We start from the raw sequence: 11,797 nt of genomic DNA, 5'->3' as shown, positions 1-11,797 counted from the left end.
CGGAAGTATGCGTCGCAATTAGATGTTCGGTTCAGGGCGAGCCGGACCGTCGATCGCCGCGCCGCGGCACGGTAGCTTTGCGGCGACGGGAAGGACTGCTGCTGTGACGACTTCGGTTACCCATCTGGGCGACATCATCGAGGCCACCGCGAATGCGGTCGGTGCGGACTCCACCAAGGCGCGCGCCGTCTTCGAGGCGACGGCTGTGGCCCACGACGCTGTCGCCAGCACCGTCACGCTCGGCCGGTATCACGTCGAGGTGGACGAGCCGCCGCCGCTGGGCGGGGAAGCCAAAGCGCCCAACCCGGTGGAGTACTACCTCGCCTCGCTGCTGTCCTGCCAGATCGTGACGTGGCGGTTCTGGGCGGAAAAGCTGGGCATCGCGGTGGACTCGATCACCGCCCGCGCCGAAGGCGACCTCGACGTGCGTGGCTTCTTCGGCTTGGGGGACGCCGCCGAGACTGTTCGGGCCGGTTTCCAGGAAGTCCGGGTGGTGGTACGGGTGAGCGGACCGGACACCGCCGAGCGCTACCGCGAGCTGCAGGACGCGGTGGACGCGCACTGTCCGGTGCTGGATCTGACCCGCAACCCGACTCCGGTGGTGACCCGAGTCGAAATCGGCTGAGCTCAGGGGGCGATTACCGCGATCTCCTTGCCCAGTTCATAGCCCGGCGCCAACGGCAGCGTGTCACCACTCCAGAACTTTCCGGGGTCGAACCAGTTGGTGTCCTTGTCCGTGCGCAGCAGCCCCATCTCCTCGTAGGTGATGGCCACCGTCTCCGCGCAATACGCCGTCGCCAGGCCCATTTTGCGCCGCTCCGTCCTGCGGCGCTCGGTGTGCTCTCGAACCTTGTTCTCTACCAACGGTATTCCGCGAAACCAGTCGTTGATGGTGGGTAACCGGCCGCGCAGCCAACGGCCAGTCAGCTTGGCGGTGGTCGGGAAGGCGGTGCCGTCCATCCGCGCAATCACCCGCAGCAGTTCGTTCTCCTGCTTGTGGTTGGCGTGCGGCGCCAGCTGCCGTAGCCAGCAGCGCTGTTGGTAGCGCCCGGTCCACTGCAGAAAGACATCCCGGGCGTCGTTGAGCTGGACACCGCGGTGGTTGGTGCCCGTCCACATGTCCACGAGCTTGTCGCCCAGCTCGGCATGCCAGATCAACGGCGGCAGGTCGTCGATGGCCACCGTCATACCGACGTGATTCACCGGTGCGTTCGTCAGTGTCTGGATCGCGCGGTCGGGTCCCGAACCGCCGCGAAACAGCCACAGGTCGCCGGTCCGGGTTTCTTCGAGCGCTTGATCCAGGGTGAGCGTGCTGGAGTTCACGCAAGCACTCTAGAGGGGGATAGCCTGTGCCGATGCGCAACGTTTGGAAGTGGATCGGACTGGCCGGAGTGGCGGGCGTCGTCGCCGGTGGTGCGCTGGTGGTGCGCGACCAACGGAAACGGCGTGCCTACACGCCCGACGAGATCCGGGCGCGGTTGCACCAGCGGCTGGCCGATTCCGACGCGGAGGGTTACGGCTCCCGCTCGGCGTCGGGTTCGGCTTCCACCGCGTACAAGCGGTAACTGCCGGAGAATCCCTTCAGTTCCACCTCGCGTCCGTCGTCGAAACTCATGCCCTCGCAGTCACGGACGGCATCCCGCACGGGCTCACTCACCAGAATCTGACCGCCGACGGCCTGGCCGGCCACGCGGGCGGCCATGGCGACGTTGCGGCCGAACAGGTCATCGCCGCGACGCACCGATCGGCCCATGTGAATGCCGATGCGGACGCGAATTTCCGGATGCCGCTTACGTTTTGCTTCCTTACGCAGCGCCTTCTGCAGATCCATGCTGCAACGCACCGCCTGCTCGGCGCGCGCGAAGGCGACCATGAATCCGTCGCCCTGGCTCTTGACGACATGGCCGGACTGGCGCTGCACGAGCTGGTGCATCAGCTTGTCGTGGGCGCCGATGAGTTTCACCCAGGCGCGGTCGCCGATCTTCTCGTTGAGCGCGGTGGACTCCTCGATGTCGGAGAACAAAATCACCACTCTGCCGTCCGGAGTGACCCTGGCCAGGTCGGGCCGTTCCACCTCGGCCCAGTCGGCCAGGTCCTCGATCGAGCTGCGCACGGCGGCGCCGAATCCCTCCTTGCGCATCAGGTTCGCGGTGTTCCAGACCGTTTTGACGGCCTCGCGGCCACCGGTCCACAGCCGGTTGCGGACGTCGGCGCGCTGCTGCAGTTCCTCGACTTCCCGTCGGCTGCGCTCGAGTAGTTGCCACAGCGCGATCAGGCCCCCCGCCTCGATCACCGCGATGCCGGCCAGCACGTAGACCGCCACATGCAGCGCATCACCCATACCCCCATCCTGACAGGCCGCAGTTCAGCAGCCTTGTCCGGCCGATAACGCAGTGTTTAGGGTTGAGTTCGCCCATCGCGGGGAAGCACCACCTCAAGTAACCGGACCATCAAGGACTTGAAGGAGACGCAACAAGATGCAACTCGGGATGATCGGTCTCGGTCGGATGGGTGCCAATATCGTGCGCCGTGTGGTCACCGGTGGGCACGAATGTGTGGTCTACGACCACAGCGCCGAGGCCGTCGAGGCGATGGCGGGTGAGGACGGCATCACCGGGGTTTCCTCGCTCGCGGAGTTGCGCGACAAGCTCACCGCGCCACGGGTGGTCTGGGTGATGGTGCCCGCAGGCACGATCACGACCGGGGTGATCGAGGAACTGGCCGATACGCTGGAGGCCGGCGACATCGTCATAGACGGTGGCAACTCCTACTACCGCGACGATATGAAGCACGCAAAGTCGTTGGCGAAGAACAATATTCGGTTACTCGACTGCGGTACCAGCGGCGGCGTGTGGGGGCGGGAGCGCGGCTACTGCCTGATGATCGGTGGCGATCCGGATGCCTTCGAGCACGCCGAACCCATCTTCGCCACCGTCGCGCCCGGCGTGGACGCCGCGCCGCGCACGCCGGGTCGTGACGGTGAGGTGGCCCAGCCGGAGAAGGGTTATCTCTATTGCGGCCAGGCGGGGGCGGGGCACTTCGTCAAGATGGTGCACAACGGAATTGAGTACGGGATGATGGCCTCGCTTGCCGAAGGCCTGAACATCCTGCGCAACGCCGACATCGGCACTCGCATCCAGGAGGGTGACGCCGAGACCGCTCCGCTGTCCAATCCCGAGTGCTACCAATACGATTTCGACATCCCGGATATCGCCGAGGTGTGGCGCCGCGGCAGCGTGATCGGTTCGTGGCTGCTGGATCTCACCGCGATCGCGCTGCACGATTCGGCCGACCTCGCCGAGTTCTCCGGTCGGGTCTCCGATTCGGGCGAAGGCCGCTGGACGGCCATCGCGGCCATCGACGAGGGGGTGCCGTCGCCGGTGCTGACCACCGCTCTGCAGTCCCGTTTCGCGTCGCGCGACCTCGACGACTTCGCCAATAAAGCGCTGTCGGCCATGCGCAAGCAGTTCGGCGGCCATGCGGAGAAACCGGCCAACTGAGTCCCTCTTCTCCGCCGCCGAGCGTGAAATACGCGACGCTGCAACCGGCGTGTCGCGTCGTGAGGTTCACAGTCGGCGCGAACGTGAGGTGGCGGGTGAGGGGGACGGGGCCGGCGCTCCGGGCCTAGGCCCGTTCGACGAAGGCCACCACCGCGTCGCTGAACGCGTCGTTGTCGTCACCCGCGGCGGTGTGCCCCGCGTTGGACAGCTCGACGAACTCCGCACGCGGTACCTGGGACAGGAAATGCTCAACGCCTTCCAGGCTGACGACGTCGGACAGCTTTCCGCGGATCAACAGCACCGGGATGGCCAGGTTGGCGGCGGCTTCCTCGAAACCCTCGGTGCGCAACTCGGGATCGTCGCCGGGCTTGGTCATGAACGCGGGATCCCAGTGCCAGTACCAGCGTCCGTCGCGTTGCCGCAGGTTCTTCTTCAGGCCCTCGGGGCTGCGCGGCTTGGTGCGGTGCGGCAGGTAGGCGGCGACCGCCTCGGCGGCGTCCTCCAGCGACTCGAAGCCGTCGATGTTGGTCATCATGAACTCGCGGATGCGGGCGCTGCCGTTCTTCTCGAACCGGGGCACCACGTCGACGAGCACCAGCTTCGTCACCCGCTGCGCCCCGGCCCGGTCGGCGACCAGGATCCCGGTCAGTCCGCCCATGCTGGCGCCGATGATCACCACCGGTCGCCCGATCGCCTCCAGTACGTGCATGACGTCGGCGGTCAGCGTCTCCACGTCGTAGTCGGCGTCCGGTGCGCGGTCGCTGTCGCCGTGGCCGCGGGTGTCGAGGGCGATGACGTGGTAGCCGTCGTCGGCCAGCACCTGCCCGGTGTTCTTCCAGGAGAACCGGTTCTGGCCGCCGCCGTGCAGCATCAAGATGGTGGGCCGACCATCAGCGGCACCGCGGTTCCATTCGTCGGCGACCAGCGTGATCCCGTCCACCCCGGCGAATTCCACTGTCTCGGGGCTGCCTGTCATGGTCATGAATCTCCTTGGGTTGAGGCCAGGTACGCGGTGATGACTTCGGCGAGCATCGCTCGATCCCGGGTGCTGTCCAACGGCCTGGGCCACGTCAGCTGCACGGCCACCAGCCCGCGGATGGTGGCCCAGATCAGATTGCCCAGCCGGGTCGCCTGGGCCGGGGCGATCCCGCTGCCCAGATGTTCGCCGATCTCGGTCATCCGGGCTGTCATGGCGGCGAGGTGGGCGTTGGCCTTGTCGGTACGCGCACTGCGGGTGGCGATCAGGATCTCCAGCGCCGCCATCGAGGTCGGGCTTGAGAACGCCCGCCACACCGCGTCGACGACGAAAGCCGGGCGGTCCTGTGGCGAGACCTGCGCGGCCTGAGCGGGCAGCTGGTCGAGAGTCTCCAAAAGGTCGGCAAAACCCTTGTCCAGCACCGCCATCAGAATCCCGTTGAGATCGCCGAAGTGGTATTGCACGACGCCCCAGGTCAATCCGGCGCGTTCGGTGATCTGGCGCACGCTGGGCGGGGCGAAGCCCTCCTTGAGGATGTAACGGACGGCTTCGTCGATGACGGCCTGGCGGCTGCGTTCGGCGCGGGCCTGTCCACCGCTGGCGGGTCGGCGCGGGGCTGTCAACGCATCACGCCGCGGAGGTGGTCGAGTGGCCGCAGATCGTGGGCGGCCAAAATGCCGCTGGGAGCGGCACACACCGCATGGATCAGGTTGACCACGCGCGCGGCGGTGGCGATCACGCCGCCCTCGTTGTGGTCGATCTCGCCGCCCAGGTGGGTGTTGATCTCCACACCCGGACTGCCGGTCACCATCACCCTGTGCACGCCGGCGCGGCCGTCGGGGGGATAGGCCCAGTCCGGTGCGGTGTCCGGGCCCAGGCGGTTGACGTGCTCCATGGTGATGACGACCTCGCCGCCGCGCAGGCCTTCGACGCCGAACCGCACCGCGGCGACCTGTCCCGGATCGACATGCATCATCGTGCAGTCGATCGGTACGGGCGTCACCCATTTTTCGCACCGCTCCCGTACCTCGTCGAGTTCGACTCCCAGGTCTTGCGCCAGGCTGCGCACCTGCACACCCCACATCGACGTCAGCACGCCGGGCAGGAACATGACCGGCGTGTGATCCGGGTCGGTGCCGAAACCGAAACTGACACCGGTGAATTCGGCATCGTCGTAGCTGGCGTAGTCGCAGATCTCCTGCACCGTGACACTGGTGGCGCGTTCCGTCAGACTCAACGCCGTGTAGGCCAGCGTGTCACCGGAATAGCCCGGGTCGACGCCGTTGATGTAGAGCGTCGCGTCGCCGTCTGCGCAGGCCTGTTGCAGCGGATCGCGCAGCCAGTCGCCGGCCTGCTCGGGGGCCACCATCCACACGAACGACGAGCCGACCACGTTGGTGCCGGCGCGCAGGAAGCGGCTGATCTCCTTGATGGCCTCTTTGGGCCGGGTCTCGGCCTGCGAGGTGTAGACCACGCAGTCGGCGTTCAGTGCCAGTAGGTCATCGATGTCATCGGTGGCCGTGACGCCTGATGGCGTTGTCAGCCCGCACAGTTCGGCGGCGTCGCGTCCCACCTTGTCCGGGCTGCGGGCGTGTACACCCACCAGTTCGAAGTCGGGCCGCTCGATGAGCATGCGCAGGGCGTGCCGGCCGACGTTTCCGGTCGAGTACTGGATGACGCGAGTCATGACAGCACCTGGAGAACCGGCCACAGCGGTGCGCTCATCTCGGACCAGGACCGGTAGTGACCGGGCTGCCAGTCCTCCCAGAACGCGTCGAAATCGGCACGGTCATATGTCACGGGATGCTCCTCACATCAGGTCGGTGATCGTCTTCAGGCCCGCGTCATAGAGCACTCCCGGCAGCATGCCGCCGTCGATCTCGATGGTGGTGCCGTTGATGAAATCGACTGTGCCCGAAGCTAAGAAGACAACGGTGCGACCCACTTCGGCGGGCTCACCGCCGCGCTTCATCGGGACCTTCGCGAAATATTCGGTGCCGGTCGGGTCGTCCTTGGGCAGCACGAAGGCGCGGAAGTTCTCGGTGATGGTCGGTCCCAGCGCCACACAGTTGACCCGCACCTTCGGGCCCCATTCCTGAGCCAGCGAACGTGTCAGATGGTTGAGCCCGGACTTGGCCGCGCCGTAGGACACCAGCGTGGGCGCGCCAGCTGGGTGCCCGGCGCCGCTGGAGATGTTAACGATGCACCCCGTGCCGTCCTGTGTCTTCATCTGCCGGTAGACGCGGATGGCGAACCACAACGGGCTGATCAGGTTCATCTGAACCGCGAAGGCGTGGAACAACGCGGTGCGTTCGAAATCGTCGGTGCTGCGCGGCGCGCCCTGCAGACGCTGCACCAGTTCGGGAATGTCTTCGACGTGCGGGGCGGGTACCGTGCCTCCGGCGTTGTTGACCAGGATGTCGATGCGGCCGTAGTGGTCCACGACTTGGCTGACGAAAGCGTCGATGGCGCGGTAATCGCCTTGATCGCAGACCATTTGGGCGCAGCGCCGGGTCCAATCCGGCTCCGCGTCGGGGCCGCTGAGGCCGGGCAACTGGTCCAGTGGCGATCGGGAGCACCCGACGACGGTGGCCCCTGCCCGCAGCAACTCATGTGCGATGCCCACGCCCACGCCACGACTGGTCCCGGTGACGACGGCGACTTTGCCGTCCAGCAACCCCACCACCAGATAATTACATCCGTAATCTTTCTGGGCAAGTGCGGTGAGTTCACCGTCCGCGGGTGGTCTATCCCTGCACAGACCCCGACAGCTAGGAGACGTTCATGCCGGCGATCACGCCCTCACTGTGGTTCGACAACAACCTCGAGGAGGCGGCCGAGTTCTACACCTCGGTGTTCCCCAACTCGAAGGTCGAGCAGATCAACCGCTGCACCGACGCCGGACCCTACGAACCGGGGACGGCGCTGAGCGGCACGTTCGTCCTGGACGGGATCCGGTTCATCGGCATCAACGGGGGGCCGGCGTTCACCTTCAGCGAGGCGGTGTCCTTCACCGTCCACTGCAAGGACCAGGACGAGGTCGACTACTACTGGCAGCGGCTGACCGACGGCGGCGAGGAATCGCAATGTGGCTGGCTCAAGGACCGTTTCGGGCTGAGCTGGCAGATCATTCCGGACCGGCTCTATGAGTTGGTGTCCGATCCCGACCCGGCCCGCGCCACCGCGGCCACCAAGGCCATGCACGGGATGCGAAAGATCGTCGTCGCCGAGCTGGAGCAGGCCGCCGCGGCCGTGTGAGCTCACTCGGTGATCTGGTCGATCCATTCGATCGTGGCGTCGATGATCGGCGGCACCTCGGTCGGGTCGTCGCAGCCGATGACCATCAGCGTCGACTCGGCGACCGTCGCGATCAGGACGCGGACCATCAGCTGCTGACGCGGTGAGGTGTCCATGTCGAGCGCTTCCATCCAGTTGTGCAGGACCGATGCCAGGCGCTTGCGACGGGTTACCTCGAAACCCGGGGGAGTATCTCCGGACGACAGCACCCGCGCCGCGTGGCGGTTTTCCCACATCCCGGCCAGGTAGGCCCGCACGTGCAGCTGGAAAAGGCGGCGCCGGTCCTGGGTGGCTGAGCCGGGTCCGCTCAACGCGGCCCGGATACGTCGGTCGACGGTATCGGCCATCTGCTCGAAGATCGCCATGAACAGTTCGCTCTTGCCGCCGAAATGGTGGTAGATGCTGCCGATGCTGGCTCCCGAGCCGGAAACCACTTCGGCGATCGTCGCGGCGGTGAAGCCCTTGTTGGCGAATACCTGGGTCGCCGCGTCAAGTATCCGGCGCTGGGTCTCGTCGGTCTTGGCCCAGCGGCGGGCCCGTGCTGACGAAGTCATGTCTGCCATCAGCCAACCGCCTCCGGGAGGATTCGCAGGGTGGGGAGTTCGAGCCGGGATTCGGATGTCGTCATCGTCCGGCCGGGGATCTGTGTCAGCGGCAACCCACCCAGCAGGCCTTCGGGGCGGACGCTGTCCAGGGCACGGACCGTGGCACCGGCGGGGCTGCCCTGCAGCGCGGTGGCCCCGGAGAGCACCGGTGCCGCCGACGTCCAGGCGCGCGGTACAGACAGCGCCCCGACGCCGGCCGCCTTGCCCAGGCCGGCCGACACCGCGCCGGGCAGGGACGCCGAACTCGCGGTGAGGGCCGGCGCCACCGACGAGGCGATCTGGCCGCCGATGGCGGCTGCCGCGGGGGCCAGGCCCTTCAGGGTGGACATCATCGACATCCCCAGGCCCGCCAGTGAGGTCGTGGCGAAGAACGGTGTGCCGAAAATGCTCATCATCGTCTGCAGGTCGCTCACCCAATCGGGCAGCCCGCTCCACCCGATGCCGCCCAGCACGGTGGGGATGGCCTCGATCAGCTGCGACAACGCGTTCATGATCTCGGCCGTCACCGAGGTCGCGCCGGCCTGCGCGACCGCCTGCGCAGCCGGAGCGGCCGGATTGGCCGGCCGCGGCGGTGCGGTCAAGGGTGCGAGCCTGCCGGCGGCCGTCGAGGCGGCGGCGTAGATGTACATCGCCGTTGAGTCCTGCGCCCACATCTCGCCGTACTGGGCTTCGGTGGCGGCGATGGCCGGGGTGTTCTGGCCGATGAAATTCGTGGCGGTCAGCGCCGCGAGCTGAGCGCGGTTGGCGGCGACCAGCGCCGGTGGGACGGTCATCGCGTAGGCCGCCTCGTAGGCTGCGGCGGCCGCCTTGGCCTGGCCGGCGGTGTGAGCGGCCTGCCCGGCGGTGGCGGTGAGCCATCCGAGGTACGGCACCGCGGCGGCGGCCATCGTCGTCGCGGCGGCGCCCAGCCACGGGTCAGCGATCAAGTCGGTGATCACCGCGTCGAATGAGGCTGCGGTCGATTCGAGCTCGGCGGCCAGCTGCTCCCAGGCCGCCGCGGCGGCGAGCATCGAGCCGGGACCCGGCCCGGTGTACATACGAACGGAGTTGATCTCCGGTGGTAAGGCGGCGAACATCATCGTTGCTGCTCCTCCCTCTGCGCCCTTGCACTAAGGCTCCCGTGACGAGGGGCTGCAGTCTGTCGGCCGAGCGGCTACACCGGGGGAGGAAATTCGTGTCCCCCGATCGACGGGCTTCTTGTCCCCCGTGCGGCCGGTTACGTTGGACGGTGCGGGCTGTACACGGCGAACAGGAGTCGAGTTGTCTGAACCACGGTGGATCGACGTGAAGGGCCCCAACGGTGACCTCAAAGCTCTGACCTGGGGCCCCGCCGACGGCCCGATTGCGTTGTGCCTGCACGGTTTTCCCGATACCGCGTACGGATGGCGCAAGTTTGCGCCCCGACTGGCCGAGGCCGGCTGGCGGGTGGTGGCGCCATTCATGCGGGGGTACGCGCCCTCGTCCATTCCGGTGGACGGGAGCTACCACGTGGGCGCCCTGATGCACGACGCGCTACGGGTCCGGACGGCCGCCGGCGGCTCCGAGCGCGATGTGGTGATCGGTCACGACTGGGGAGCGATCGCCGCCACCGGGCTGGCCGCGATGCCGGACAGCCCGTTCGCCAAAGCGGTGATCATGTCGGTGCCGCCGTCGGGCGCGTTCCGGCCGCTGGGCCGGCTCGACGACCGTGGCCGGCTGGCCGCCGAACTCTCCCGCCAGCTGCTGCGCAGCTGGTACATCAGTTACTTCCAGCTGCCGTTGCTGCCGGAACGATCCGCCTCATGGGTGGTGCCGCTGCTGTGGCGCCGGTGGTCGCCCGGTTACCACGCCGAGGAGGACCTGCGTCATGTCGACGCCGCGATCGGAACGCCGGAGAGCTGGCGCGCGGCGCTGGGCTATTACCGCGCCACGATCCGCAATACGCGGCCGCCGGCGCAGTACGCCGAATTGCACCGGTATTGGACCCAGCCGCCGAAGCTGCCGACCCTATATCTGCACGGGCGCGACGACGGCTGCATGACCGCGGCGTTCGCGCACTGGGTCGAACCCATCCTGCCGCCCGGCAGCGAGGTGTCCATCGTCTCGCACGCCGGTCACTTCCTGCAGCTCGAGCAGCCCGACCAGGTCGCGGAGTCGGTCCTGTCCTTCATCGGCTCACCCGGCGCTGCAAAGCCCTAGTGGCCGCCGGGCAGCGGATGGCCGCCGTCGACGCGCAGTTCTACTGGATGTCGGCCAAGATCCCCAACGACGAGTTCCTGCTCTATGCCTTCGGCGGCGAACCCGCCGACCTCGACGCCGCGGTGTCGCAGGTGGTGCGCCGGGCCCGCGCCTGCCCGGAGTTGGGGCTGGTGGCCGAGGAAGGTGGCCCGCTGACGTATCCGAGGTGGGTGCGGGCGCCGGTCGACGCCGGGCGGGTGACCCGGCACGAATTACCCGACAACGGCTGGGCGGGCTGCCTGGACGCTGTCGCCGGGTTGGCGGGTCACCAACTGGACATCCGCGAAAAACCCTGGCAATTACATGTTTTCACATCCGTAAGCGGGATCCCGGGGGTTCAGGGCAGGGGCATCGTTGCCGTGTTGCAGGCCGCGCATGCGCTGGCCGACGGCGCTCGGGCGTCGGCCATGGCGGCGTGGTTGTTCGGCCGGCAGGATCCGGTGCCGGCCGTGCGGACGCGGGCGGGCTTCCTGCCGTGGCGGGGCGTGCTCGCGGCCCGGGCGCACCGCCGGTTCGTCCGTGACACCGCCGGCGGATCTCTGGCGCCGGGACTGGGATCGCGGCCGTTGCTGGCCACCAATTCCGCACCGGGCGGCACCCGGATGATGCGCACGGTGGTGCGCCGCCGCGGGCAACTCAACGGCCCGACGGTCACGGTTGCGGCGCTGTCCGCCATATCCACGGCGCTGTCCGACGTGTTGGGGGAGTCGGCGGCGTCGCTGGCTGCGGAGGTACCCATGGCCAAGCCGGGTGTGCCGTTGGGCTTCAACCACTTCGGGAACATCGTGGTGGGGCTGTACCCGGCGCTCGGGCACGACGACAGAGTGCAGCGCATCGCCGCCGACCTGGCCAATGGCCGGCGCCGTTTCGAGCATCCGGCGACGCGCGCCTCCGACGCGGCGTTCGCCGCCGTGCCGGCGGTGCTGTTGCGTTGGGGTGTAAGCCAATTCGATGTCGAGGTGCGCCCCGAGCAGGTATCGGGGAACACGGTGGTGTCCAGCGTGCACCGCGGCGCCGCCGATCTCAGCTTCGGCGATGTGCCGGTGGTGTTGACGGCGGGCTATCCGGCCCTTTCGCCGGTGATGGGTCTGACCCACGGCGTGCACGGCATCGGTGACATCATCGCGATCAGTGTGCATGCGGCGGAGTCGGCGATGCCGGACATCGACGGGTATCTGCGGCGGTTGGAGGCTGCGCTGTGA

General features: G+C 67.7%; 14 protein-coding genes. 6 read left to right on the top strand and 8 right to left on the bottom strand.

Annotated features, from left to right (window positions below):
* Positions 1 to 103: 103 nt before the first annotated feature.
* Positions 104 to 625: an OsmC family protein gene (locus tag QXK92_RS23345; protein WP_306245633.1), complete on the top strand. Its 522-nt coding sequence runs from the start codon at positions 104 to 106 to the stop codon at positions 623 to 625.
* A gap of 2 nt (positions 626 to 627) precedes the next feature.
* Here QXK92_RS23345 and QXK92_RS23340 read toward each other — a convergent pair whose 3' ends face one another.
* Positions 628 to 1,323 carry a guanylate cyclase gene (locus QXK92_RS23340; protein ID WP_306245631.1) on the bottom strand — a complete coding sequence of 232 codons (696 nt, stop codon included), beginning with the start codon at positions 1,321 to 1,323 and terminating at the stop codon, positions 628 to 630.
* 32 nt (positions 1,324 to 1,355) lie between these two features.
* On the opposite strand from QXK92_RS23340, the gene QXK92_RS23335 reads away from it, so the two are divergent.
* Positions 1,356 to 1,565 (top strand): hypothetical protein, encoded by a 210-nt coding sequence (locus QXK92_RS23335; protein WP_306245629.1) that lies wholly within the window; start codon positions 1,356 to 1,358, stop codon positions 1,563 to 1,565.
* Here QXK92_RS23335 and QXK92_RS23330 read toward each other — a convergent pair.
* On the bottom strand, positions 1,514 to 2,341 hold the full coding sequence (locus QXK92_RS23330; protein WP_306245627.1) for an adenylate/guanylate cyclase domain-containing protein: 828 nt from the start codon (positions 2,339 to 2,341) through the stop codon (positions 1,514 to 1,516). The two genes, QXK92_RS23335 and QXK92_RS23330, sit on opposite strands and share 52 nt — an antisense overlap.
* A 136-nt stretch (positions 2,342 to 2,477) precedes the next feature.
* On the opposite strand from QXK92_RS23330, the gene gnd reads away from it, so the two are divergent.
* Complete coding sequence (gnd, locus tag QXK92_RS23325) at positions 2,478 to 3,500, top strand: phosphogluconate dehydrogenase (NAD(+)-dependent, decarboxylating) (protein WP_306245625.1); 1,023 nt, start codon at positions 2,478 to 2,480, stop codon at positions 3,498 to 3,500.
* A gap of 124 nt (positions 3,501 to 3,624) precedes the next feature.
* Here the strand turns inward: gnd and QXK92_RS23320 are convergent, their stop codons facing one another.
* From QXK92_RS23320 to QXK92_RS23305, 4 genes are all read right to left on the bottom strand, one after another.
* Positions 3,625 to 4,482, bottom strand: a complete 858-nt coding sequence (locus QXK92_RS23320) for an alpha/beta fold hydrolase (RefSeq protein ID WP_306245623.1) — start codon at positions 4,480 to 4,482, stop codon at positions 3,625 to 3,627.
* A complete protein-coding gene (locus tag QXK92_RS23315) occupies positions 4,479 to 5,099 on the bottom strand; it encodes a TetR/AcrR family transcriptional regulator (RefSeq protein ID WP_306245621.1) in 621 nt (206 codons plus the stop codon). Before QXK92_RS23315 ends, QXK92_RS23320 begins: the two co-directional genes overlap by 4 nt.
* Positions 5,096 to 6,163 carry a dihydrodipicolinate reductase gene (locus QXK92_RS23310; RefSeq protein ID WP_306245619.1) on the bottom strand — a complete coding sequence of 356 codons (1,068 nt, stop codon included), beginning with the start codon at positions 6,161 to 6,163 and terminating at the stop codon, positions 5,096 to 5,098. The genes QXK92_RS23315 and QXK92_RS23310 overlap by 4 nt, the downstream gene beginning before the upstream one ends.
* A gap of 123 nt (positions 6,164 to 6,286) precedes the next feature.
* Complete coding sequence (locus QXK92_RS23305; RefSeq protein WP_306246446.1) at positions 6,287 to 7,159, bottom strand: SDR family NAD(P)-dependent oxidoreductase; 873 nt, start codon at positions 7,157 to 7,159, stop codon at positions 6,287 to 6,289.
* 101 nt (positions 7,160 to 7,260) lie between these two features.
* Between QXK92_RS23305 and QXK92_RS23300 the strand changes: the two genes are divergently transcribed.
* Positions 7,261 to 7,734: a VOC family protein gene (locus tag QXK92_RS23300; RefSeq protein WP_306245617.1), complete on the top strand. Its 474-nt coding sequence runs from the start codon at positions 7,261 to 7,263 to the stop codon at positions 7,732 to 7,734.
* 2 nt (positions 7,735 to 7,736) lie between these two features.
* On the opposite strand, the gene QXK92_RS23295 is transcribed toward QXK92_RS23300, so the two are convergent.
* Both QXK92_RS23295 and QXK92_RS23290 read right to left on the bottom strand, forming a co-directional pair.
* Positions 7,737 to 8,336 (bottom strand): TetR/AcrR family transcriptional regulator, encoded by a 600-nt coding sequence (locus tag QXK92_RS23295; protein WP_306245616.1) that lies wholly within the window; start codon positions 8,334 to 8,336, stop codon positions 7,737 to 7,739.
* On the bottom strand, positions 8,336 to 9,457 hold the full coding sequence (locus QXK92_RS23290) for a PPE family protein (RefSeq protein WP_306245614.1): 1,122 nt from the start codon (positions 9,455 to 9,457) through the stop codon (positions 8,336 to 8,338). Before QXK92_RS23290 ends, QXK92_RS23295 begins: the two co-directional genes overlap by 1 nt.
* Positions 9,458 to 9,638: 181 nt before the next feature.
* Here QXK92_RS23290 and QXK92_RS23285 point away from each other — a divergent pair, with 181 nt between their 5' ends.
* Both QXK92_RS23285 and QXK92_RS23280 read left to right on the top strand, forming a co-directional pair.
* Entirely contained in the window at positions 9,639 to 10,556 is a 918-nt protein-coding gene (locus QXK92_RS23285) for an alpha/beta fold hydrolase (RefSeq protein WP_306245612.1), read from the top strand.
* 17 nt (positions 10,557 to 10,573) lie between these two features.
* Entirely contained in the window at positions 10,574 to 11,797 is a 1,224-nt protein-coding gene (locus tag QXK92_RS23280) for a wax ester/triacylglycerol synthase domain-containing protein (protein ID WP_306246444.1), read from the top strand.

Origin of the sequence: Mycobacterium sp. TY815, assembly GCF_030755135.1 — a bacterium.
Classification (GTDB): Bacteria; Actinomycetota; Actinomycetes; order Mycobacteriales; family Mycobacteriaceae; genus Mycobacterium.
Note: the sequence above shows the minus strand (reverse complement) of the source record. Positions and strands in the feature narration are given on the sequence as shown.

Excerpts from the sequence above, each read along its gene's own strand:
- QXK92_RS23295 (WP_306245616.1), bottom strand. The coding sequence starts at position 8,336 with ATGGCAGACATGACTTCGTCAGCACGGGCCCGCCGCTGGGCCAAGACC.
- QXK92_RS23300 (WP_306245617.1), top strand. The coding sequence starts at position 7,261 with ATGCCGGCGATCACGCCCTCACTGTGGTTCGACAACAACCTCGAGGAG.
- QXK92_RS23280 (WP_306246444.1), top strand. The coding sequence starts at position 10,574 with ATGGCCGCCGTCGACGCGCAGTTCTACTGGATGTCGGCCAAGATCCCC.
- QXK92_RS23335 (WP_306245629.1), top strand. The coding sequence starts at position 1,356 with ATGCGCAACGTTTGGAAGTGGATCGGACTGGCCGGAGTGGCGGGCGTC.
- QXK92_RS23330 (WP_306245627.1), bottom strand. The coding sequence starts at position 2,341 with ATGGGTGATGCGCTGCATGTGGCGGTCTACGTGCTGGCCGGCATCGCG.
- QXK92_RS23310 (WP_306245619.1), bottom strand. The coding sequence starts at position 6,163 with ATGACTCGCGTCATCCAGTACTCGACCGGAAACGTCGGCCGGCACGCC.
- QXK92_RS23320 (WP_306245623.1), bottom strand. The coding sequence starts at position 4,482 with ATGACCATGACAGGCAGCCCCGAGACAGTGGAATTCGCCGGGGTGGAC.
- gnd (WP_306245625.1), top strand. The coding sequence starts at position 2,478 with ATGCAACTCGGGATGATCGGTCTCGGTCGGATGGGTGCCAATATCGTG.
- QXK92_RS23290 (WP_306245614.1), bottom strand. The coding sequence starts at position 9,457 with ATGATGTTCGCCGCCTTACCACCGGAGATCAACTCCGTTCGTATGTAC.